General features: G+C 67.8%; 19 protein-coding genes. 13 read left to right on the top strand and 6 right to left on the bottom strand.

The features are described from left to right. Positions 1-11: 11 nt before the first annotated feature. The 4 genes from ACRXBZ_RS10270 (at position 12) to ACRXBZ_RS10285 (ending at position 6,584) form a co-directional block, all read left to right on the top strand. Positions 12-2,483 (top strand): GcvT family protein, encoded by a 2,472-nt coding sequence (locus ACRXBZ_RS10270; protein WP_433878906.1) that lies wholly within the window; start codon positions 12-14, stop codon positions 2,481-2,483. A gap of 329 nt (positions 2,484-2,812) precedes the next feature. Further along, positions 2,813-4,009 carry a glycine cleavage T C-terminal barrel domain-containing protein gene (locus tag ACRXBZ_RS10275; protein WP_433878907.1) on the top strand — a complete coding sequence of 399 codons (1,197 nt, stop codon included), beginning with the start codon at positions 2,813-2,815 and terminating at the stop codon, positions 4,007-4,009. Positions 4,010-4,047: 38 nt separating this feature from the next. Then, positions 4,048-4,890, top strand: coding sequence for a methylenetetrahydrofolate reductase (locus ACRXBZ_RS10280; RefSeq protein WP_433883840.1), 843 nt, complete (start codon positions 4,048-4,050; stop codon positions 4,888-4,890). Further along, complete coding sequence (locus tag ACRXBZ_RS10285; RefSeq protein WP_433878908.1) at positions 4,887-6,584, top strand: formate--tetrahydrofolate ligase; 1,698 nt, start codon at positions 4,887-4,889, stop codon at positions 6,582-6,584. The genes ACRXBZ_RS10280 and ACRXBZ_RS10285 overlap by 4 nt, the downstream gene beginning before the upstream one ends. 62 nt (positions 6,585-6,646) lie before the next feature. Here the strand turns inward: ACRXBZ_RS10285 and ACRXBZ_RS10290 are convergent, their stop codons facing one another. Together ACRXBZ_RS10290 and ACRXBZ_RS10295 are read right to left on the bottom strand one after the other, a co-directional pair. Next, positions 6,647-6,844 carry a DUF397 domain-containing protein gene (locus ACRXBZ_RS10290; protein ID WP_433878909.1) on the bottom strand — a complete coding sequence of 66 codons (198 nt, stop codon included), beginning with the start codon at positions 6,842-6,844 and terminating at the stop codon, positions 6,647-6,649. Between the two features lie 5 nt (positions 6,845-6,849). After that, the gene (locus ACRXBZ_RS10295; RefSeq protein ID WP_433878910.1) at positions 6,850-7,701 is read right to left on the bottom strand and encodes a helix-turn-helix domain-containing protein; all 852 of its coding nucleotides are present in this window, start codon (positions 7,699-7,701) and stop codon (positions 6,850-6,852) included. Between the two features lie 135 nt (positions 7,702-7,836). On the opposite strand from ACRXBZ_RS10295, the gene ACRXBZ_RS10300 reads away from it, so the two are divergent. From ACRXBZ_RS10300 to ACRXBZ_RS10330, 7 genes are all read left to right on the top strand, one after another. Further along, a complete protein-coding gene (locus ACRXBZ_RS10300; RefSeq protein WP_433878911.1) occupies positions 7,837-8,061 on the top strand; it encodes a hypothetical protein in 225 nt (74 codons plus the stop codon). Then, positions 8,058-8,399: a hypothetical protein gene (locus tag ACRXBZ_RS10305; RefSeq protein WP_433878912.1), complete on the top strand. Its 342-nt coding sequence runs from the start codon at positions 8,058-8,060 to the stop codon at positions 8,397-8,399. The genes ACRXBZ_RS10300 and ACRXBZ_RS10305 overlap by 4 nt, the downstream gene beginning before the upstream one ends. A gap of 125 nt (positions 8,400-8,524) precedes the next feature. After that, complete coding sequence (locus ACRXBZ_RS10310) at positions 8,525-8,926, top strand: helix-turn-helix domain-containing protein (RefSeq protein WP_433878913.1); 402 nt, start codon at positions 8,525-8,527, stop codon at positions 8,924-8,926. Positions 8,927-9,105: 179 nt separating this feature from the next. Further along, positions 9,106-9,204 carry an alpha/beta hydrolase gene (locus ACRXBZ_RS10315; RefSeq protein ID WP_433878914.1) on the top strand — a complete coding sequence of 33 codons (99 nt, stop codon included), beginning with the start codon at positions 9,106-9,108 and terminating at the stop codon, positions 9,202-9,204. A 392-nt stretch (positions 9,205-9,596) separates the two neighbouring features. Next, positions 9,597-10,175: a hypothetical protein gene (locus tag ACRXBZ_RS10320; protein ID WP_433878915.1), complete on the top strand. Its 579-nt coding sequence runs from the start codon at positions 9,597-9,599 to the stop codon at positions 10,173-10,175. Positions 10,176-10,207: 32 nt separating this feature from the next. Further along, on the top strand, positions 10,208-10,996 hold the full coding sequence (locus tag ACRXBZ_RS10325; RefSeq protein ID WP_433878916.1) for a hypothetical protein: 789 nt from the start codon (positions 10,208-10,210) through the stop codon (positions 10,994-10,996). 298 nt (positions 10,997-11,294) lie between these two features. Further along, a complete protein-coding gene (locus ACRXBZ_RS10330) occupies positions 11,295-11,633 on the top strand; it encodes a YnfA family protein (protein WP_433878917.1) in 339 nt (112 codons plus the stop codon). A gap of 9 nt (positions 11,634-11,642) precedes the next feature. Here ACRXBZ_RS10330 and ACRXBZ_RS10335 read toward each other — a convergent pair whose 3' ends face one another. The 3 genes from ACRXBZ_RS10335 to ltrA (ACRXBZ_RS10345) all read right to left on the bottom strand — a co-directional run bounded on the left by ACRXBZ_RS10335 (position 11,643) and on the right by ltrA (ACRXBZ_RS10345) (position 15,562). Further along, entirely contained in the window at positions 11,643-11,987 is a 345-nt protein-coding gene (locus tag ACRXBZ_RS10335) for an ArsR/SmtB family transcription factor (protein ID WP_168584687.1), read from the bottom strand. Positions 11,988-12,121: 134 nt separating this feature from the next. Continuing rightward, positions 12,122-13,396 (bottom strand): group II intron reverse transcriptase/maturase, encoded by a 1,275-nt coding sequence (gene ltrA, locus ACRXBZ_RS10340; protein ID WP_433878272.1) that lies wholly within the window; start codon positions 13,394-13,396, stop codon positions 12,122-12,124. Positions 13,397-14,053: 657 nt separating this feature from the next. Further along, complete coding sequence (gene ltrA / locus ACRXBZ_RS10345) at positions 14,054-15,562, bottom strand: group II intron reverse transcriptase/maturase (RefSeq protein WP_433878918.1); 1,509 nt, start codon at positions 15,560-15,562, stop codon at positions 14,054-14,056. Between the two features lie 476 nt (positions 15,563-16,038). Between ltrA (ACRXBZ_RS10345) and ACRXBZ_RS10350 the strand changes: the two genes are divergently transcribed. Beyond that, on the top strand, positions 16,039-17,937 hold the full coding sequence (locus tag ACRXBZ_RS10350; protein WP_433878919.1) for a heavy metal translocating P-type ATPase: 1,899 nt from the start codon (positions 16,039-16,041) through the stop codon (positions 17,935-17,937). Positions 17,938-18,010: 73 nt separating this feature from the next. Continuing rightward, positions 18,011-19,738, top strand: a complete 1,728-nt coding sequence (locus ACRXBZ_RS10355; RefSeq protein ID WP_433878920.1) for a hypothetical protein — start codon at positions 18,011-18,013, stop codon at positions 19,736-19,738. Here ACRXBZ_RS10355 and ACRXBZ_RS10360 read toward each other — a convergent pair. Then, positions 19,733-21,814: a tetratricopeptide repeat protein gene (locus ACRXBZ_RS10360; RefSeq protein WP_433878921.1), complete on the bottom strand. Its 2,082-nt coding sequence runs from the start codon at positions 21,812-21,814 to the stop codon at positions 19,733-19,735. The two genes, ACRXBZ_RS10355 and ACRXBZ_RS10360, sit on opposite strands and share 6 nt — an antisense overlap. Positions 21,815-21,882: the final 68 nt, after the last annotated feature.

The raw sequence follows: 21,882 nt of genomic DNA on the forward strand, positions 1-21,882 counted from the left end.
AGGCGGCAGCGATGGTTTCGAGCGTCCGAGTTCTCCTCGTCGGGGCCGGCATCGTGGGATGCAGCACCGCATATCACCTTGCGCGCCTCGGGATCACCGACGTCCTGGTCGTCGAGCAGGGCCCGCTGTTCGCCACCGGAGGCTCCAGTTCCCATGCGCCGGGCCTGGTTTTCCAGACCAACCCGTCGGAGACGATGAGCCGCCTGGCCGCCCGCACGGTCCAGTGCTACTCCGGGCTGGAGCTCGACGGGCAGCCCTGCTTCTACCAGGTCGGCGGGATCGAGGTCGCAGCGACGCCGCAACGCTGGGACGACCTCAAGCGCAAGCTCGGGTTGGCCACCGCGTGGGGAATCCGGGGCGAGCTGCTCGACCCGCAGCAGGTGCACGACCGCATCCCGCAGGTCGACCCGGCGCGCATCCACGGCGGCCTGCACGTGCCCACCGACGGGATCGCCAAGCCGGTCCGCGCGGCGGAAGCCATGGCCCGCGAAGCGAAACGGCTCGGCGTGCGGTTCGCCGGTAACACCGAGGTGATCGGCTTCGATGTCCAAGGTGGAAGGGTCCGCGCCGTTCGCACCTCGCAGGGCGAGGTGCCGGTGCAGACCGTGCTGTGCTGCGCGGGGATCTGGGGCCCGAAGATCGGCCGGCTGGCCGGGGTGTCGATCCCGGTGCAGCCGCTGGCGCACCAGTACGCCGTGACCGGCCCGGTGCCGGGCCTGGAACCGGGCACCGACGAGGTGCGGCAGCCGATCCTGCGACACCAGGACAGCTCCATGTACTTCCGGCAGATCCGCGACCGCTACGGCATCGGCTCCTACCAGCACCGCGCGATTCCCGTGCACAGCAACGATCTGCTGCCCACCGCCGCGCCGGGCGCGGGCGCCGAGGCGCCGTCGGAGGGCGGCGGTTGGAAGGGCATGGCGTCGGTGCAGCCGTTCACCCCCGAGGACTTCGCCGGGCCGTGGGCGGACGCCCGTGAGCTGCTGCCCGCGCTGAACCGCACCGATATAGCCGAGGGCATGAACGGCCTGTTCCTATTCACCGCGGACGGGATGCCGGTGCTGGGGCCGTCCAACGAGATCGACAACTTCTGGGTCGCCGAGGCCGTCTGGATCACCCACGCCGCCGGGGTCGGCCGCGCGATGGCGCAGTGGCTGGCCGGCGAGGTGCCCGACATCGACCTCCGGCAGGCCGATCTCCGCCGCTTCGAGGACTTCGCGCACAGTCCGTCCTATGTGGGCGAACGCGGTGCGCAGAGCTTCCGCGAGGTCTACGACATCATCCACCCGCAGCAACCGCCGGAACACCCGCGCCCGCTGCGCACCAGCCCGTTCCACGACCGCCAGCGCGAGCTCGGCGCGGTGTTCCTGGAAGCCGCCGGCTGGGAACGACCGCACTGGTACGAGAGCAACAAGCCCCTGGTCAACGGCCGGGAAATCGTCGAGCCCGGGCCGTGGGCGGGACGCTACTGGTCCCCGATCGTCGGCGCCGAACACCAGGCCACCCGGGAGCGAGTTGCGATGTACGACATGACTTCCCTCCCCCGAGCGGAAGTCCGCGGTCGCGGCGCGCTGGACCTGCTGCAGCGGCTGACCACCAACCAGCTCGACCGCCCGCCCGGCTACGTCACCTACACGCTGATGCTGGAACCGACCGCGGGCATCCGGGCCGACATCACGGTCGCCAGGCTGGGGCGCGACTCCTTCCAGGTCGGCTGCAATGGTCCGCGCGACATCGCCTGGCTGCGCCGGCACGCCGACGAGACCGTGCAGGTCCGCGACATCACCGGCGGCACCTGCTGCATCGGCCTGTGGGGCCCGCGGGCCCGGGACGTGCTCGCCGAACTGGCCGACCGGGACGTCTCGCACGAGGCCTTCCGGTTCTTCCGCGCGAAGCGGTTGTACGTCGGCGAGGTCCCGGTGCTCGCCCTGCGACTGTCCTATGTGGGCGAACTCGGCTGGGAACTGTACTGCTCGGCGGAGTTCGGCCGGCGGCTGTGGGACCTGCTGGCCGCCGCCGGTGCCGAGCACGGCATCTTCCCCGGCGGTCGCGGCGCGTTCAACGGACTGCGCCTGGAGAAGGGATATCGAGCCTGGGGGGCGGACATGTGGAGCTTGCACGACCCCGATGAAGCCGGTCTGTCCTTCGCCGTGAAGGCCGGCAAGGGCGAGTTCATCGGACGAGACGCGCTGCTGCGGCGCCGGGAAAGCGGCCCGCGGCGGCGGCTGTGCTGTCTGACGATCGACGACGGCACCGTGTTGATGGGATCCGAGCCGGTGTTCGCCGACGGCACCCCCGTCGGTTTCACCACGAGCGCCGGTTATGGGCACAGCGTCGGAGCGAGCCTCGCCTACGCGTGGCTCCCGGCCGACCTGTCCGATCCGGGCACCCCCGTGCGGGTGTCCTACTTCGACCAGCGACATCCGGCCACGGTCGTCGCTGACCCCGTGTTGGACCCCGAGATGAGCAGAATGCGCCGCTGATCGGCGCATTCCACCCGCCAGACCTGCAGAACGCCCGGCCGAGGCGATCGGCCAGCGGTGTGGGTGCCGTCTACCCACCCGCACCCCGCACTTAAAGGAGTTTGCCGTTGAAATCGACTTGGCTCTTGTCTTTGAAGCGGCGAAGCCGCTTAGCCCACCCTCGCACCCGGCACCGCCGCGGGTTCTCAGGTGGTGTCTCGCGAGGACAGCCCCGACGTGGCGTATTGGACATACATGAGTCGGGGATCCCACAGCGAGACGCCACCTGAGGTTCCGCCACTCGCACCGCCAAGCAAAACGACCACGAACCAGTCAAGGAGGAACCAGCCATGAGCATCAGCCCGAACTCCGGCGTCCTGCTCTACCCGCGCCTGCGCAAGTCGCCGTTCTTCTACGCGTCGCGGCGGCACGGCGTCGGCCTCTACAGCGTGTACAACCACACCTACCACGCCCGCCACTACGGCGACCCGATCGGCGAGTACTGGGCGCTGCTGGAAGGCGTGACGTTGTGGGACGTCGGCGTGGAGCGCCAGGTGGAGATCACCGGACCCGACGCGTTCGAGTTCACCAACATGCTGGTGCCCCGCGACCTGACCAAATGCAAGGTCGGGCAGTGCAAGTACGTGTTCGTCACGGCGGAGGACGGCGGCATCATCAACGACCCGGTGCTGCTGCGGCTCGGCGAGAACCACTTCTGGCTGTCGCTGGCCGACAGCGACGTGCTGCTGTGGGCGAAGGGCCTGGCGCACAACCTCGGGATGGACGTTCAGATCCGGGAACCGGACGTCGGACCCGTGCAGGTCCAGGGGCCGAAGTCGCGGGACGTGATGGTCGACCTGTTCGGCGAGTCCATCCTGGACGTGCCCTACTACTACGCCATCGACCGCGAGCTGGACGGCATGCAGGTGGTGGTGTCGCGCACCGGCTACACCGCCGAACTCGGCTACGAGATCTACCTGCACAACGCCGGCCGCGACGGCGTGAAGCTGTGGGACACCATCTGGGAGGCCGGGAAACCGCACGACCTCAAGGTGATCGGGCCCTGCCACATCCGGCGCATCGAGGCCGGCATCCTGTCCTGGGGCTGCGACATCACCTACGACACCAACCCGTTCGAGGTGGGCTACGGCTTCGAGAAGACCTGGATGGTCGACCTGGACCAGGAGACCGACTTCATCGGCAAGGCCGCCCTGCGGCGGATCAAGAGCGAGGGCATCAGCCGCAAGCTGGTCGGCGTGGAGATCGGCGGCCCGAGCGTGGGCTCGTTCAACGACGGCGAGATGATCGACACCTTCGCCGTGCACGACCCGCACGGCCTGCACATCGGCGAGGTCACCTCGGCCTGCTACTCGCCGCGGCTGGAGCGCAACATCGGCTACGCGATGGTGCCGATCGCCTACCACGAGCTGGGCACGGAACTGGTGGTGGACACCCAGCACGGCCCGCAGGAAGCGGTGGTCGTCGAGAAGCCGTTCCTGGACCCCACCAAGGACATTCCGAAACGACTGATCCGCGCGACGGCGTGACGGACGAGAGGATTGATCCAGGAGAGGTGGTGATCGCGATGAACGCCAACGCCGAGCGACTGGAGCAGTACCTGATGAACGCCAGGTTCGAGGTGCTGCCGCTGCGCGGCGCGGTCGAGCAGGCCGAAAAGCTGCCGCCGGGGACGACCGTGACCATCACGTCGTCGCCGACGAAGGGCACCGAGGCGACGCTGGACGTCGCCGCCCAACTGCTGGGCCGCGGCCTGCACGCGGTGCCGCACCTGGCCGCCCGGCTGATCGCCGACACCGCGCACCTGACGGCGCTGCTGGATCGCGTGGACGCGTTGGGGTTGTCCGAGGTCTTCGTGGTGGCCGGGGATTCCCCCCAGCCCCGCGGCGAATTCCCGGACGCGTTGGCGCTGCTTCGCGCGATGGACCAGCTGGGGCGGCGGCCCGCACGGGTGGGCATCACCGGTTACCCCGAGCGGCACGCGTTCATCTCCGACGCTTCGACCATCCGCGCGATGACCGAGAAGTCCCGCTACGCCGACTACGTCGTCTCGCAGATCTGCTACGACCCGCACACCGTTGCGTCCTGGGTGAAGGACGTGCGCGCCCGCGGCCTGGCGCTGCCGATTTACATCGGGGTGCCGGGCGTGGTGGACGCGCACAAGCTGCTGCGGATCTCGCTGAAGATCGGGCTGGGCGACTCGATGCGCTTCCTGCGCAAGCAGCACGGCGTGGTGTCGAAGCTGCTCACCCGCTACACGCCGGAGGAGCTGTTCGACGGGCTGTCCCCCTACCTCGTCGACACCACCTGCGGAATCGCGGGCTGGCACTTCTTCACCTTCAATGAGATCGCGAAGACGGTGCAATGGCGCCACGACCTGGTCGCCAGACTCCGGGAGGTCCCAGCATGAGCATCCCGTCCGATTTGGACATTTCGCGCGCCACCGCGCTCCTGCCGCTGGAGGACGTCGCAGCGCAGCTGGGCATCGGCGCGCACCTGCTCGAACCGTACGGGCGCAGCGCCGCGAAGATCTCGCTGGACGCGCTCGACGAGCTGCCCGAGCGGCCGACCGCCCGCTACGTCGTGGTCTCGGCGATCACACCTACCCCGCTGGGCGAAGGCAAGACGACCACGACGGTGGGACTCGGCCAAGCCCTGCGGCACCTCGGCAAGCGGTCCGCGGTGGCGATCCGGCAGCCGTCGATGGGCCCGACGTTCGGCATCAAGGGCGGCGCCGCCGGCGGCGGGTACAGCCAGGTGGTGCCGATGGAGGCGCTGAACCTGCACCTCACCGGCGACATGCACGCGGTCACGGCGGCGCACAACCTGCTGGCCGCGATGCTGGACAACCACCTGCACCGAGGGAATTCGCTGGGCATCGACCCGCACCGGATCACCTGGCGCCGGGTGCTCGACGTCAACGACCGGGACCTGCGCAACATCGTGACCGGCCTCGGCGGTCGGCTCGACGGCATGCCGCGGCAGACCGGTTTCGACATCACCGCGGCCAGCGAAGTGATGGCGGTACTGGCGCTTTCCACGTCGCTGCAGGACATGCGGCAGCGCCTGGGCCGGATCGTGGTCGGCTACACCCGCGATGGCGAGCCGGTCAGCGCCGAGCAGCTGCGGGCGGCCGGGGCGATGGCGGTGATCATGCGCGAGGCGATCAAGCCGAACCTGATGCAGACCACCGAGAACACGCCGGTGCTGGTCCACGCGGGACCGTTCGGCAACATCGCGCACGGCAACTCGTCGGTGGTGGCCGACCGCATCGCCAGCCGGTGCGCGGACTACGTGGTCACCGAGGCCGGGTTCGGGGCCGACATGGGCGCGGAGCGGTTCTTCAACATCAAGTGCCGCATCTCCGGCCTGCGCCCGGACGCGGCGGTGCTGGTGGCGACGGTGCGCGCGCTGAAGGCCCACTCCGGCCGGTACAAGGTGGTGGCGGGCAAGCCACTGCCCGCGGCGATGCTCGCCGAGAACCCCGACGACGTGCTGGCCGGGGCAGCGAACCTCCGCAAGCAGATCGACAACATCCGGCTGCACGGGGTGTCTCCGGTTGTCGCGATCAACGCGTTCCCAACCGACTACTCCAGCGAGCACGAGGCGATCCGCCAGGTCGCCGAGGCCGAAGGCGCGCGCGTCGCGGTCAGCAACCACTTCCTGGAAGGCGGCAAGGGCGCGCTGGAGCTGGCCGAAGCGGTCGCGGCGGCGGCCGAGGAACCGAGCGGATTCCAGCTGCTCTACCCGGATTCGGCGGACCTGCGGGCGAAGATCGAAACCATCGCGACCAAGGTGTACGGCGCGGCAGGGGTTTCGTACCTGCCGGCGGCGGCCCGCGCACTGGACGGCTACGAGGCCAACGGCTTCGGGAACCTCCCGGTGTGCATCGCCAAGACCCACCTGTCGCTGAGCTCGGACCCGACCCTGCTCGGCGCCCCGACGGGCTGGACCCTCCCGGTCCGGGAAGTCCGGGCCTCAGTGGGAGCGGGCTTCATCTACCCGATCTGCGGAGAGATGCGCACGATGCCCGGCCTCGGCTCCCACCCGGCAGCGGGATCCATCGACATCGACGACCACGGCCAGATCATCGGCCTCAGCTGAGCGGTCAGGGCTCGTGAGTGCCTGATCCGGTTCTTACCGGAACCACCACTCACGACCCCACCTCAGCCGTCGAAGCGACCCGACTTGATACTGCCGATGAACCCCGCGAAAGCTTTGGGGGACAAGACCATGATCGGAGACGAATCGCCGAGCTTGCTGTCACGGACCAGGGCGGTATCCATCATGTTCGTGGCGACCTCAACGCAGTTGCCTGCCTGAGCGCTGCGGCTGGATTTACGCCATAAGGGTGTCGGGCTCACGTCTCTCACTCCTTCGAACCGGTGTGCGCATCCGCGATGCTACCCAGCAGACGCCTCGACTCCTTGGCCGAAAGAGCTTGCGCCTGGAGAGTGCCGAACAACCGCGAAAGCTCTGCCACGTCGCGCAGATCATCAATCACGTGCCCACCGAGCGGGGTGTCGCTGAACGCCACATCGTCGCGAGAGGCGTCCTCGAACCGCAGAACGGTGATCGGACCGACCGAGCCAGCATTGGCACCTGCTTCGAAGGGCAAGACCTGGAGGTTGACACTCGGCCGCTTCGCCACGGCCGCAAGATGCCGAAGCTGCTCGGCCATAACGGCTCGGGATCCGACAACGCGCTGAAGGGCTTCCTCGGCGACCACAGCGTGCAGCGTTAGACCGCCACCTTCATTCAGCCTCTCCTGCCGCTTGAGGCGGACATCAACCCAGCTCTGCAGTTCCGACTCAGACAGCTTGAGTCGGCCAACCTCGTGCACCGCTCGCGCGTAGTACTCGGTCTGCAGCAGCCCTGGAACCAACCCGAGCTCGAAGTGGAAGATCTCGCTGGCCTCGGCCTCGAATCCGACGAATGGAGCGAGGTAGGACGGCAGCTTGTAGCTGTGCCACCAGCCCCGCTGACCACTCTCCCGGCGGAGCTGCTGGAGCTGTTCGACCAACTCCTCCGGAGCGTTGTAGAGCTCCAGCAGCGCGTCGAGATCTTTCGCGGACACCCTGGAGCGCCCGCGCTCCCAATGTCCCACTGTCGCTCGCGATCGCTCCAGATGCGCGGCTGCTTCGTCCAGGGACAAGCCCGCTTCGGTCCGCAGCTGCCGGAGCTGGCGTCCCAAGTGCACCTGTCGTGCGGTTCCTGCCATGCGTCCAGCTTCGCACGGAAGTGCGAGCGGACAAGATCGCCCGATCAGGCAATCGCCCTAGGTACCGTATACAGATTATCGTCTACTTTGTAGTCGTCAACCGATGACTCAACGCAGCTGGGAAATGAGGTCGGCATGACACAGGCATGTCAGCGCTACTACTGGCTTCCCGTGGTGGACGAGTCGAGCAGCTACGGACTGACCCGCCACGCCTTCGCCGGTCGGCGAATCGACGCGGGCGCGAATGGCGATTCGTTCTGCGGCAATAACTTTGCCCTCGCAACACCATCCGAAGTGGACTGGATCCACGCCCCGTCCTGCCAGGAATGCAACTCGAAGCTGAAGGCCCTGAAGGGATGAGCGCGCAAACCGTGATGGCCTGGACCATCATCGCTGGCATCGTCGCTCTTGCGGCCCTCACCTGGTATCTGCGTGCCTACTTCATGTGTCAGCCGCAGCATGCCGGGGGCGGCGAAGGTGCGTTGACGGTTCGGTATCTGGCCATGCGGATCGAGGCCGAGACCAGTAGTGGAGGCCGCCACCGACTCCGCGAACCGGCCACTATCCGCGGGGCTCCAGCTGACGAACAACGCCGGACGCCCCTGTCACTTCCCGAAACCCGAGCGCCAATGCCGGACGAGTGGGCGCGCGATCCCGCGGCGCTGCACCGCATCCTCGCCGGCCTGCAGCGCTGCTAGACCAGCTCGGTACCGGCCACTCCCCCTCCCCGGCACCCGGCACCGAGCCACCACCGGCCGGGCGGCCAACGCCCCCAAGCGCCGCCCGGCCGGCCCCAACAACGCGAAGCATCGAAGGAAACGGCATGCCGAGCTACCTCACCACCCGTACCGAAGAAGCCCTCGCACGGCGGATGGCAGCCGATTACCTCGGACACGGCGCGTCGATCCGCGTCCTGATGTTCCAGGAGGGCCTGTCCTACGGTGCGGCGCATCGGCTGCTGACCAAAGTCGCCGGTGTCGAGATGCGGCGACGCGGCAGCCCGGCGAATCAACGCGCGATGCGCAGCGAGTTTGACGACCTCGATCCCGATCGTCGCGACAAGCTCGCCGCCGAGTGCGCCGACGCTTTCGCGCGGGGAACTCGGATCACCGAACTTGCCCAGCAGCTCGACCTGTACCAGTTGACCGTACTGCGCCTCCTCGGACACGCCGAGGTCGCCCCACCGCGCCTGCTCAATCGGGCACCGCGCCATCGACGTTTCTGAAACGGCCCCAAGTCCGCGGGCAGGTGTTCAGCCCCGAGACACCTGCCGCAGGGCTACGAGTCACCGCCGAACTTGGCTGAAGCCGGGAAGGAGTACTACGCGAAGAACGCCAAGGAGGATCTGTCCGAGTTCCAGCAGGGGCTGCGGGCCACTCACGACGGCCCCCGTCTCACAACACGGTGTTGGGGCACAGCTACGGATCCACGGTCGTCGGGAACGCCGCTCGCGATCACGGTGTGTACGCCGACGACATCGCGTTAAGAGCTGGGAGAGCCTGAGCCTGAAGACTGCTGAACAGCCTCGAAAGCTCGGCCACGTCTCGAAGATCATCAATTACATGGCCGCCAAGCACCGTGTCGCTGAACGCCACCAACTGTTGTTCAAAAATCTTCTCAGGTTATCTGAACGGAGCGGCGCAGTTTTGACGACGAGTCCGTCAATGACCCAGATCTCACTCGACTGCGATGTATCCGCATTGATCCACCGAGATGGAACGCAACACGTAGCGGCCTTACCTGCCGTTTGGGCGGAATTTCGGATCGCACTCCGCGATCTGCGTGTCCGCCTCTAAGGTCTATCCCTGGGGGCTTGCCGGGCAAAGCGTCTTCCGGAGTGGCGGAGGTCGCACTGGCGCCAATGTGTTCTATCCAAAGGATGACCCTCGTTGTGGATGTTTTCCGCAGACAATCGAAAAGGGGACAGAAAACTGATGAGGAAACGCGCACGTCTCTTCGTCGGCGCCGCCGCGGCCGCGCTCATGCTGACGGCGATACCGGTGCCGGGAGCGGTGGCAGCGCCGGTCGTGTCGTACGAGGAGGCCGTTCCAGGTCTCGCGCCACACGGCGTGACCAGCGGTGTCTACACGGACGAGAACGGCGACGCGCTGGCCGGATGCACGCCCGACACGGGGGTCGACAACCCCCACCGCTCGGGCACCGGCGTCGCGGTGTCGGGCCACGGCTGGTGGAACAAGGGAGATTGCACGGGGGACACCGCGACGGTGAAAACGTGCCTGTACGAGTACTACACGGACGGCACCTGGCGCCGAAAGGCATGTGGCGAGAACGTAAAACTCAAACCGGGTGGTGGTAGCGCCAGGCGGGTGCCCGCGCGACGTGACTGCGACACCACGCAGATGACGTCTTGGCGCAATCACGTGGACGTCGACGTAAACTGGGAGGTCGACAGCGGAGAGGTGCGCAACCGCCAGGCGGACGTGGCGTGCCGGGTTACCGGACCCGACCAGTGAGCTGACGCGATCATGACCAGGCAAGAGGTGAAATGACGAGCAACAGCGAGGAAGTCGGCCCTGGCCTGGCACATGGTGCTCGCGAGTTCGCGGGCACCATGTTCACGGCCTTCTATGGCGAGTTCACACCGCACCCGTGGCGCGCCCCGGACACGGACCGTGACGCGTACCTGCTGTTCTACGAGCGGTCGGTCGCGATGAGGTGGCTGCGCGACGACGGCCCGGCTGGTTTGTGGGGTATGAACGACGCCGGTCAGGAGCACCCGCTCGCCGACGCGTCGCTCGCGGCGTGGTTCCAGGTGGAGGCCGAATCGGTGCCTGGCGATCGGCCGCTGCCGGTACAGCCGTTCCTGAGTTGCGCCGGCGACGCGGTGGCGCGCATCGGCAGTCTGGCGTTGGACGTGGTGCAGGTGCTGCTGCCTGTCCAGTGCCTCGACACGGCGTCGCGACCGGAGACTCTCCGGTCGCCGTCGCTGCTCACCGCAGCTTGGTTCGACGACAGCGACCCAGCGTTGAGGACGCCCGTCCGCGTGACGCTGGACGGCGGGCAGTCTCCGGCCGTCCTGTCGATCGCGGACCGGCTGGCCGCGCTGAACCAGGTCGTGTTCGCGTGCGAGTCGCACACGGCCGATCAGGCGGGCATCCAGCCTCCTTTCGACGACAGCTTCTGGAACGGTCCGTCCCAGCACGCGGTCACCTTCCACGGGACGCTAGCCGAGTGGTCACTGGATGCGGTCGGCTGGCTTGCTGGTCTCCTGGCCGACCTGAGCGCCCGGCACGACGTCGCCACCCCGCTGCTGTTCACCGCGAGCCGGGTGTAGCACGCCCGCGGCGGATGCCCTTGGTGGGAACCCGAGGGTGCAGGCAAGACTCAACCCACTAACGGCGTCGTTATCTTCGGTGTCGCCTCTGCAATCGGACTAGGTCTGCTCGCTGCCGCGATGGGCATTCGGCACTCCCTTACGCCTTGGTCGCCTTCTCTGGCACCAATTAGATCGCTATGGGGGCAGCTGCCCCGACTGCTGCCCGCACCCCTAGTCCTTCAATCTTTGGCGAGCTCGAGTAGTGACGGGCACTCTCCCTTCACGCATCACCGAGTCGGGCGGCTAGCGTTCGGGTATGTCCGTGTTGCGTTCCGTAGTCCTGTTCGTGCTGGCCGCCGTCGCCGAGATCGGTGGGGCTTGGCTCGTTTGGCAGGGGGTTCGGGAGCAGCGCGGCCTGCTGTGGATCGGTGCTGGCGTTATCGCTCTCGGCATCTACGGATTCGTCGCCACCTTCCAGCCCGATGCGCACTTCGGGCGGATCCTCGCCGCCTACGGCGGGGGGGTGTTCGTAGCCGGGTCGCTGCTCTGGGGCGTTTTCGTCGACGGGTTCCGGCCCGATCGTTGGGACATCATCGGGGCGCTGATCTGCCTGGCCGGCGTCGCCGTGATCATGTACGCGCCGCGCTCAGCCTGACGGCGCATGTCAGTCGCGGATGCCGAGACGCAGGTGCTCGATGTGGTAGACCGCTTCGTCGAGGAGTTGGGCGACGTGGTTGTCGTACAGCGAGTAGACCACGCTGCGGCCGGACCGGTTGCCGACGACCAGCCCGAGCGAGCGCAGCAGCCGCAGCTGGTGCGAGACCGCGGACTGCTCCATGCCGACGGCCTCCGCCAGTTCGCCCACCGCCATCGCGCGCTGGCGCAGTTCGCTGAGGATCAGCAGCCTCGACGGCGTGGCCAGCGCCTGCAGCGTCTCGGCGACCGAGGCCGCTGACGCCGCGTCCAGCCGCGCGGCGGGCGTGACCTCGCGATTGACTACGTGACCCATTGGTAGTCAGGGGCGCGGTGCCGTTGCCGGCCCGTTTCCCCATCCCCCTTTCAATCCGTACGTGCGGTTTTGGTGAGTAGCGGGAGGGAATCTCACCCTCCCGCTCTCGCAGGACCGGACGTGACAGTCTCCCGTCATCCGGCCCCCACAGATCGGCTGTTGATGAACGGGAGCATGTACCAGTGCGCGAAAAGCCGAGGCCGGTACTGTCGAACAGCGTCCAACCATGCCCATGCCCTGGCCGGCTGCCCCCTCAATCGCTTGAACTTCTGCATTGCCCACCGAACGATGTGCTCGTTGATGCGCATTACGAGGGAGTACAACTCGGAGCGATAGAAGGCCCCATAATAATTGATCCAGCCTCTCACCTGGGCGTTGATTTCCCGGGCAAGACTGGACAGGTCCGTGCCACTACGACGGTTAAGATGCCATGCCCTGATCTTCTGGCCAACCGCTCTCCTCGCCTTTTGACTCATGGCCGGCAGAAAGCCCACAAAGAACCCTTGCCGACCATGGGAGCAGCGCGCCCGGAAGGTATAGCCGAGGAAGTCAAAGCTGGTGTGCTCTGCCATCCCTCGACGGCGGCCGTCTTTGCAATACACGACCTTCGTCTTGTCGGGGTGCAGTTCAAGGCCAAGAGCCCCGAGCCGGGTAGCGATAGCAGCCCTCAGATTCCGGGCTTGCCTCTCGGTGTTGCAGTGGGCAACAATATCGTCAGCGTAGCGCTCGAAGGGGCAGCCAGGATACTCCTGGCCCATCCAACGATCGAACGCATAGTGCATGAACAAGTTGGCCAGCAGGGGCGAGATCGGGGAACCTTGCGGGGTTCCTTTCTCCCTTCGCACGAGAGTCCCGTCCGGCATCTGCATAGGGGCGCTCAACCACCGTCGGATGCAGAGCAGGACCCAACGCTCGTCTGTATGGTGGGCCACAGCTTTGAGCAACAGATCATGCGGAACACTGTCGAAGAAGGCCCGAATATCGAGATCGACAATCCAGTCCTGCTTCCAACAGCGCTTTCTCGCCGCGGCCAGCGCGTCGTGGGCCGAACGCCCCGGACGATAGCCGTAGCTGTCAGGATGGAAGATCGGCTCCAGCTTTTCTTCCAGCAGCATCGCCGCTGCGGTCTGAGCGATTCGGTCGCCCACGTTGGGCACGCCTAACACCCTGACACCCGCCCCATGATCCTTTGGTATCTCCACCGCCCGCACAGGCCCAGGAAAGTAACTTCCCGAACTCATCCGGTTCCACAGCTTGTAGAGGTTAGGCTTCTCGTTACTGGCGAACTCGGTGATGCTGACAGCATCCACACCCGGCGCACCCTGATTGACCCGAACCTTCTCCCACGCCTCGAATACGAGGCGCTTCGAAATGTCAAACGACTTCACCGTCAACTGTGGTCCACTCATCGGCTCATCCCCCGAAAGGTTGACCGTTGGGCGACCTGATCTGCCCGACCCCTTCGCTCTAGTCCCATTACAGGACCTTCATCACTACTACGAGTCGGCCCGCCCCTGTGCCTCGCATCGGTACTCTGCCGCTCGCGGTTGTCGCCGCTCGCGGTCCTCCCTGTCGACCGCCAGAGGCCGGATAGCGGCCCTGTCAACTGGCCGTCGGTATCGAGACGACAGGTTCTCCTGTTCCATGCCAGCGCCTGCAACGAGCTCACGCCACCTATACGCCGGACACCACCAGGGCCACACGCAGGCAGCTCCCTGGCTGAGGGAACACCCCGAAGAGCGCTCCTTGATCCCGGGATATGCGGGCTTCCCGGTTTCGATGTCATCAGAAGCCTTTCGACGCGTCAGCAGTGGTTCACACACGTTCGTCTTCTCGCCGCCTACCTGACCCGCTGATAACGGGCCGTTTCCGCAGTCGCTTCCCACCCCGGCTCTTGACCGACATGACACTGCGGCGGTTTGGGACCTCCGCCTGCACGGCGATCCCGGAGGGCCTACCTCCATCACTGGCACAGCACGGATCATGCTGGCGATCTTCTACACCGTCACCACTTCCCTTTCAGGACACACCCCGCATACGGCTTACCGATGATCTTCTTGGCATGGTTACGCCGCCTTCGGATAACGGATGGTGCCGCGAAGTCGGTGCAGGCCGTGCCCGTTGAACCAGTCCTCGTTCCACTGCGCAGCCTGACCTGCATGGAGGTTTCGGCCCCGCTTCTTGACCATGAGGCCACGAAGCCGCGTCACCACGTAGTTGTCACCCTGCCGGAACTTCTTGGCGGCGTTCCCGGTGCGAAAGTAGTTGCCCCAGCCACGCAGGACCGGATTCAGATCCGCGATCACGATGCGAATATCCGTTCCTGCGCGGTTGCGGCCGGTGCGATCCCGAACCTTGCCCCTTAGCCGCTTCATCGCCTGCTGACCCGGCCAGCGGTGCAGGTAGTAGCGCACGATGCGCTTCCGTTCCCACAACCGCCCCGACATACAGGCACGGAAGTGACAGCCGAGGAAATCCAGGCCCTCGCGGCCCTGCCTGAGGTCCACTACTCGCGTCTTGTCCGGATGCAGCTGCAACCCCAGTCCGCCGAGGATCTCTCCCACCGCGTTCAGGGCCGCCCTGGCCTGCCGCTCATCGCGGCAGAGCACCATGCCGTCGTCGGCGTAGCGCACCAGCTCACCCACCCCACGGCGGGTGAGTTCGGTGTCCAGAACGTGCAGGAAGACGTTCGCCATCAACGGTGAAATCACACCGCCCTGCGGGGTGCCCGCGACCGTCCGCTCCAGCGCCCCATCAGCCTGCATCACTCCTGCTTGCAGCCACAATCGCAGCAGTTTGAGCACCCGCCGATCCGAGACTCTCCGGCCGAGCTCCGCGAGCAGCCGCTCATGGTCGATCCCGCCGAAGAAGTTACGGATATCGAACTCCGCAACAAACACGTGGCCCTCGATGAACCCGGTCCGCAACCGTTCCATCGCCTGCGTGGCCGACCGCTTCGGCCGGAACCCATACGAGCACGGCAGAAAATCCGCCTCGAAGATTGGTTCCAGCACGATCTTGGTCGCCTGCTGGGCCACCCGGTCCCGGACCGTGGGAATACCCAACGGCCGTTTACCGCCCTGTGGTTTCGGGATATCCACACGCCGCACCGGCGCGGGACGATACCGACCTGCCCGGAGGTCATCACGCAACTCACGCAACATGCGGTCCACGCCATAGGCCTCCACCACGTCCAGGGTGATCCGATCGACCCCGGCCGCGCCCTTGTTCGCTTTCACCCGTTCCCACGCCTCCCACAGGACGTCACCCCTGTGGATACGGTCAAACAGGGCGTGGAAACACCGACCCGAAGACTGCTTGGCCGCAGCCCATAGCTTGCGTTGCAGTTCTCGCACCTTCACCGGCGACGGCCGCTCCAGCGGCCCTTCCCCAGCTACGACCGGCTGTGACCGGCCGGGGTTGTTGGACCGGACCAAGCCGGTCATGCCCTGACGCTTACCCACTTCCCAAGCATGATCAAAGCCGGGGTCCTTCCCTCCCGGCGTGTTCCTCACGCCGCTCAGCGGTACTACGACCCCGTCGGACTCCCGCTGGCCTCCCTCGGATTTCACCATCGGCTTATACCTCGGGTCTTTGCCGGACGTCGGCGGGCCAGACGGGCCTCTCCACTTCCGCATCGAACTATGCGCACGTGCCGCTCCCCGTACCCCGGAGAGACCCACCAAGCTTGACCCCGGAACGAGGCTTGGCGGGCATGGCCTTCACCGTGACATGAGCGGCTCGGCTCTCCCATTGTGAATCTGACGAGGCTGCAGGACTCGCACCTGATGGCACTACGGCCCGCGCGCTTGCTCCCTCCAAAGAGGCTTTTGACACCCCGCTCAGCCCGCCGCTTCTCAACGACGAACCGGGGCCTGCTACCCGGCGCTCCGATACCTACCGGGACGGGACTCCCACCCGCAAGCTCGACGCAGCTTGGTGGACGCAACATGCCCGGCATTCTAACGACTGGGACATATGAATAGCTGATCACTCATTCATGTATCGTGCTCGCCCGGACCCGCAAACCGACGCCGGAAGGGTGCTCGCGATGACCGCCGCCACAGACCGCACGACCCCGCCGATACCCGCGCTGCCGAAGACCGGGCGCGGCCTGTTCGCGCTGCCGGAGGCGCGCTGGGCCGCCGCTGCGCTGGTGGCGTTCCTGCTCGGCCTCGCCGTGCAGCTCACCGCCGGCCCGGCCGGGCTCTACTGGGCGCTCTACCTGGTCTGCTACGCCACCGGCGGCTGGGAACCGTGCCTGGCCGGGCTGCAGGCGCTGCGCGAGAAGACCCTGGACGTGGACCTGCTGATGATCGTCGCGGCCATCGGCGCCGCCGCCATCGGGCAGATCACCGACGGCGCGCTGCTGATCGTCATCTTCGCCACCTCGGGCGCCCTGGAGGCCTACGCAACCGCCCGCACCGAGGACTCGGTGCGCAGCCTGCTCGACCTGGCGCCGGAGACCGCAGTGCGGGTGCGCGACGGCGTCGAGGAGACCGTCGACACGGCGAAGCTGCAGGTCGGGGACGTGATCGTGGTGCGCCCTGGGGAGCGGATCGGCGCCGACGGCGAGGTCCTCGACGGCGCGAGCGACGTCGACCAGGCGACCATCACCGGCGAGCCGCTGCCGGTGGCGAAGCAGCCGGGCGACGAGGTGTTCGCGGGCACCCTCAACGGCACCGGCGCGCTGCGGGTGCGCGTCGCGAAGGACGCTTCCGAATCGGTGATCGCGCGCATCGTGGCACTGGTCGCCGAGGCCGGCGAGACGAAGGCGCCGACGCAGCTGTTCATCGAGAAGGTCGAGCAGCGGTACTCGATCGGCGTCGTGGTGGCGACGCTCGCGGTCTTCGCGATCCCCCTGCTGCTCGGCGACGACCTGCAGAGCGCCCTGCTGCGCGCGATGACGTTCATGATCGTCGCCTCGCCGTGCGCCGTGGTGCTGGCCACGATGCCGCCCCTGCTGTCCGCGATCGCCAACGCCGGGCGGCACGGCGTGCTGGTGAAGTCGGCCGTGGTGATGGAACGGCTCGGCGAGGTCGAGCGGGTCGCGCTGGACAAGACCGGCACCCTCACCGAAGGCACGCCGCGCGTGGTGCGGATCGACCCGGCCGAGGGCTGGGCGACCGACGAACTCCTCGCGCTGGCCGCAGGCGCGGAGCACCTCAGCGAGCACCCGCTGGCGCGCGCGATCGTGGCCGCCGCGCACGAGAAGGAGATCGCCATTCCGCACGCCGAGGACTTCCACGCGACCCCGGGGCACGGCGTTTCGGCCACTGTGGACGGACGCGCGGTGGAGGTCACCAGCCCGCGCGACTCGGACTTCGCCGCCGGCCTGGAGGCCGCGGGCCACACCGCGGTGCTCGTGACCGTCGACGGCGCGCCCGCCGGGGTTCTCGGGATCGCCGACCGGCTGCGCCCGGATGCCGCCGAAGCGGTGCGGGAGCTGCGAGAACTGACCGGCTCGGAACCGGTGCTGCTCACCGGCGACAACAAGCGCGCGGCCGCGCAGGTCGCCGCCGAAGTGGGCATCGACGACGTGCGCGCCGGGCTCCTGCCTGCAGACAAGGTCGCGGCGGTGCGGGAATCCGGGCAGCGGACGATGGTGCTGGGCGACGGCATCAACGACGCGCCCGCGCTGGCCGCCGCGCACTGCGGGGTGGCGATGGGTCGCACCGGCTCCGACCTGACGCTGCAAACGGCGGACGTGGTGGTCGTCCGCGACGAGCTGGCCGCCGTGCCGAAGGTCGTGGACCTGTCCCGCCGCGCCCGCCGCCTGGTCAAGCAGAATCTGGTCATCGCGGGCACCTTCATCACCGTCCTCGTGGTGTGGGACCTGGTCGGGCACCTGCCGCTGCCGCTGGGCGTGGCGGGCCACGAGGGTTCGACGATCATCGTGGGCCTCAACGGCCTGCGCCTGCTCGGCGAACACGCCTGGCGCCGCCGCTGACCGCCCGCGGCTAGGGTCGTGAGTGCGCAACCGGGCTGGAGCCCGGTTGCGCACTCACGACAGAGGGGACCGCATGCCCACCGTCCGGACCGCGAAGCACGTCCTGGTGCTCGTCGACAACGTCACGGCGATGACCCGTCTGCTTGACGTCGTGGACCTGTTCGAAGGCGACTTCCGCGTCGGGCTGCGGTTCGTCTGGAACAGCGCCGACCCGACACCGAACGGACTGGCCGAGTTGTTCGCGGCCAAGGGCGTCTTCCCGCTCTCCGCAGACGAGATCGATGATCGTCCTTTCGACCTCGCCATCACGGCAGGCCACAGTGGACTGCTGCGCATCAAGGCACCGATTCTGTCGCTACCGCACGGAATTCGGTACACTAAGATAGTTGCCGAGCCGAGCCGAGCCGAGCCGAGCCGAGCCGAGCCGAGCCGAGCCGAGCCGAGCCGAGCCGAGCCGAGCCGAGCCGAGCCGAGCCGAGCCGAGCCGAGCCGAGCCGAGCCGAGCCGAGCCGAGCCGAGCCGAGCCGAGCCGAGCCGAGCCTTCGGCTTGTCACCTGAGCTGCTGCTGGCCGGCGGCCGTCCGATCCCGTCGGCGATCGTGCTCTCGCACGATGAGCAGCTCGCGCGGTTGCGCGCCTCGGCACCGCAGGCCGCCGAGGTAGCGGTCGTCACCGGGGATCCCTGCTACGACCGGCTCCGCGCCAGCATCCCGTGGCGGCCGCACTACCGCCTGGCGCTAGGCGCCGACGGCGACCAGACCGTCATCGCCGTCAGCTCGACCTGGCGGAAGAATTCGCTGCTGGGCGAGGTTTCCGAACTGTACGAACGGCTGCTGGCCGAACTGCCGGTCGACGACTTCCGCGTGGTGGCGATCCTGCACCCGCACATCTGGTACGAGCACGGCCCACACCAGGTGCACCGCTGGCTGGCGCCGCACCAGCGTTCGGGCCTGATGGTCGTGCCGCCGGAGCACGGTTGGCGCGCCGCACTGGTCGCCGCCGATCTGCTCATCGGCGACCACGGCTCGGTGACCGCGTACGGCGCGGCGCTGGGTCGGCCCACGTCGCTGGCGGCGTTCCCGGAGTCCGCGGTCGCCCCCGACTCGGCGGTCGCGCTGCTCGGATCGCATGCGCCCCGGCTGGACCTGACCCAGCCGATCCTGCCGCAGCTGTGGAAAACCGTGGCCGAGCACACCCCGGAGAGGTCCGCCGCCCTGCACCAGATGATCACCTCACGCCCAGGCGAGGCGGCGGAGCACCTGCGGACGTTGTGCTATTCGATGCTCGGCTTGGCGGAACCGCGCACCGAACCAGGCGTGCCACCCGACACGGCGCGGGGACTCCCGGACGGAGACTGGCCGTGGCGGCCAACCGCCATGCACGTCACCGGAAAGGTCCACGGCGGATGCGAGATCTCGTTGGACCGGCATCCCGCGGAAATGATTCCGGCAGGGCGAATTCCGGAACGGAGCCACCTGGTGGTGGCGGCGGACCACCCCGGTCGGCGACTTCGCGCCGTCGCCGACGTGCTCGTGCTGACCGACGCCGAGCGCTGGGGGCGCCACGCCGAAACCTGGCTCCGGGAAGCCATTTCGTCCCATCGGGGCCTGCAACTCGCCGCCGCGGTGTGCGGCGACTCGTGCATCGTCCGGACCCGAAGCGGCGACCAAGCACGCCTCAGCGGAACCGACGACCCGGCGCTCTACGCCTCCGCGATGTTCGAGTGGCTGGCGACCGGACGCGAGCTCGCCGACATCTCCGCCGGCCTCACCGTCAACGGCCGACCGGTCGCGGTGTCATGACTCGCGCGCCAGCAGCGCCTGAGCACGCCGATTCCCCAGCACGGTGAGGATTTCCGCCGCCTCCCGGCGCTGATCCGCCGCCGCCTGCACGTTCCCGCTGCGGGCGCTGAGCTCGGCCAGCAGCTCCAGTGCCTCGGCCTGGTCGGCCGCCATCCGCGCCGCGCGGCACAGTTCGAGGGCCTTGCGACCCCACCGCAGCGCCTCCGCCAGGTCGTTGCGCTGCAAGTGCGCTTCGGCCAGCGACAGCGCCACCTTCGCGCTGTTGGCCTGCTCCCCGAGCCCGACGAAGAAATCGAACGCCTCCGCCAACCGCGGCAGCGCCTCCGGTGCCCGCCCGGAGCGGGTCAACACCCGCCCCGAGTGCATGCGGTAGAGCGCCAGCGGACGGGGCCGCCGGTCTGCTGCGAAGTGCTTCTCCACGATGCCGCGGGACCGTTCGAAGCAGCGCAGGGCCTCGTCGAACTCGGCGCGCCGCTCGTGGATGAGACCGAGCCATTCGATAGCGCTCTGCTGCCCCCAATCGTCGCCGTTCGCCTCGGCGATGTCGTACGAGAGCTCGAATTGTTCTTGTGCCGCGCGGTATTCCCCCACCGCGTAGTACGCCGAACCGGAGTGCGAGTGCATGCGCACCAGCGCCCGGGGATCGCCCAGCCCCTCGGCCGCCGCGATCCCGAGCGGAAGGATCTCGATCAGGTCGACGAAGTAGTTGCGATCGGTGTAATAGCTGAACAGGCTCTCGCACAGCTGCCAGGCGCGGTCGTCCAGCCCGACTCCGACCGCGATGCCCACCAACGCCGGCAGCGTCTCGCGTTCCGCCTCCAGCTCGTCCAACGCCCGCTCCGACGCGCGCTCCCCCTCATGCGCCGGAACGACCTTCTCGTACCGCGCACTGAGCCGCCGCCGCTTCGACAGCACGACGTCCCGCGCCATCACGAAGTGGTGGTAGTGCTCGACGGTCCGGCGCAACGCCGACCGCGAATCGTCGTCAGCGGACAGCTTGGCCTTCGCATGCTGCCGCACCAGCGCATGGATGCTGTACCGGCTGCGATCGACCGGAACCACGAGGTGGGCCCGGGACAGCGCCCGCAGCAGATCCTCGGTGTCCGCGACCGGCTGGTCGAGCAGCGCCGCAGCCGCCTCCAGGGAGAACTCCGTCGCGGGATGGCATCCCAGCATCCGGTAGGCGTGCTGCTGATCCGCCGACAACGCCTGGTAACCGAACTCGAAGGCACCGTCGAAGGGCCGTTCCCCGTCCACCTCCAGGCGGCGCAGCAGATCCGGCGCGATCCTGTCCACATAGGACGATATCGACGACCGGCCGGGCAGCTGCGCGGCTGCCACCTGCAACGCCATCGGATGCCGGCCGCACGCATTGCTCAGCTTCCGCAGCGCGTCCGCTTCCGCCTCCGCGCCGTCGCCGAGCGAACCCGCCAGCAGCGTGATCGCCGCATCCTCCTCGAACGGCGCCAGCCGCATCGGTACGACGCCGCCGCCCAGGAACGTGAGCTCGCGGCGGCTGGTGACGAGCACCGCGCTGGTCGGTGACGACGGCAGCAGCGCCCGGACCTGCGCGGCAGTCGCGGCGTCGTCGAGGATCACGAGGATCCGGCGGTGCGCGGTGATCTCGCAGAACGCATCGCCGCGCTCCTCCTCCGTCGCGGGCAGCGCGGCGCCGGTCAGCCCGAGCCGTCCGAGGAACCTGCCCAGCACCTCGCCCGGGGACCGAGTCTCGGCGGGATTGGATCCGTGCAGCTCACCGAAGAAAATCCCGCCCGAGAACTCGTCGCGCATCCGGTGCGCCCAGCGCAGCGCCGTCAACGACTTGCCGATGCCCATCATGCCGCTGAGCACCACGACCAGTGGTTTTCCGGCACGCTCCGCGTCGCGCCACAGCCGGTCCAGTTCGGCGAGTTCCGCGGTCCGGTTGGTGAAGCCGAAGTGGGAGGGGTCCTTTCTGAGCATGTCCGGGCACACCGGCTCCGAGTGGCCGCCCAGGTTCATCACGATGTGCTCGGCGCGTCCGACCTGGAGCAGGTTTCCCACCCGAGCGCTGTTGGCGTTGTGCCACGCTTCCATCCCGACCCCCACCGGTGCTGTCGATCTCTCCCCCGCGACGATACCGGGTGGGCCATCGGAGCGTGACA

Origin of the sequence: Saccharopolyspora hattusasensis, assembly GCF_050972075.1 — a bacterium.
In the GTDB taxonomy this organism is placed as follows: domain Bacteria; phylum Actinomycetota; class Actinomycetes; order Mycobacteriales; family Pseudonocardiaceae; genus Saccharopolyspora; species Saccharopolyspora hattusasensis.

Bases quoted from the DNA above. Each gene is read 5' to 3' on its own strand.
- ACRXBZ_RS10270 (WP_433878906.1), top strand. From the start codon at position 12: ATGGTTTCGAGCGTCCGAGTTCTCCTCGTCGGGGCCGGCATCGTGGGA.
- ACRXBZ_RS10275 (WP_433878907.1), top strand. From the start codon at position 2,813: ATGAGCATCAGCCCGAACTCCGGCGTCCTGCTCTACCCGCGCCTGCGC.
- ACRXBZ_RS10280 (WP_433883840.1), top strand. From the start codon at position 4,048: ATGAACGCCAACGCCGAGCGACTGGAGCAGTACCTGATGAACGCCAGG.
- ACRXBZ_RS10285 (WP_433878908.1), top strand. From the start codon at position 4,887: ATGAGCATCCCGTCCGATTTGGACATTTCGCGCGCCACCGCGCTCCTG.
- ACRXBZ_RS10295 (WP_433878910.1), bottom strand. From the start codon at position 7,701: ATGGCAGGAACCGCACGACAGGTGCACTTGGGACGCCAGCTCCGGCAG.
- ACRXBZ_RS10300 (WP_433878911.1), top strand. From the start codon at position 7,837: ATGACACAGGCATGTCAGCGCTACTACTGGCTTCCCGTGGTGGACGAG.
- ACRXBZ_RS10305 (WP_433878912.1), top strand. From the start codon at position 8,058: ATGAGCGCGCAAACCGTGATGGCCTGGACCATCATCGCTGGCATCGTC.
- ACRXBZ_RS10310 (WP_433878913.1), top strand. From the start codon at position 8,525: ATGCCGAGCTACCTCACCACCCGTACCGAAGAAGCCCTCGCACGGCGG.
- ACRXBZ_RS10320 (WP_433878915.1), top strand. From the start codon at position 9,597: ATGTTTTCCGCAGACAATCGAAAAGGGGACAGAAAACTGATGAGGAAA.
- ACRXBZ_RS10325 (WP_433878916.1), top strand. From the start codon at position 10,208: ATGACGAGCAACAGCGAGGAAGTCGGCCCTGGCCTGGCACATGGTGCT.
- ACRXBZ_RS10330 (WP_433878917.1), top strand. From the start codon at position 11,295: ATGTCCGTGTTGCGTTCCGTAGTCCTGTTCGTGCTGGCCGCCGTCGCC.
- ACRXBZ_RS10335 (WP_168584687.1), bottom strand. From the start codon at position 11,987: ATGGGTCACGTAGTCAATCGCGAGGTCACGCCCGCCGCGCGGCTGGAC.
- ltrA (WP_433878272.1), bottom strand. From the start codon at position 13,396: ATGAGTGGACCACAGTTGACGGTGAAGTCGTTTGACATTTCGAAGCGC.
- ltrA (WP_433878918.1), bottom strand. From the start codon at position 15,562: ATGGTGAAATCCGAGGGAGGCCAGCGGGAGTCCGACGGGGTCGTAGTA.
- ACRXBZ_RS10350 (WP_433878919.1), top strand. From the start codon at position 16,039: ATGACCGCCGCCACAGACCGCACGACCCCGCCGATACCCGCGCTGCCG.
- ACRXBZ_RS10355 (WP_433878920.1), top strand. From the start codon at position 18,011: ATGCCCACCGTCCGGACCGCGAAGCACGTCCTGGTGCTCGTCGACAAC.
- ACRXBZ_RS10360 (WP_433878921.1), bottom strand. From the start codon at position 21,814: ATGGAAGCGTGGCACAACGCCAACAGCGCTCGGGTGGGAAACCTGCTC.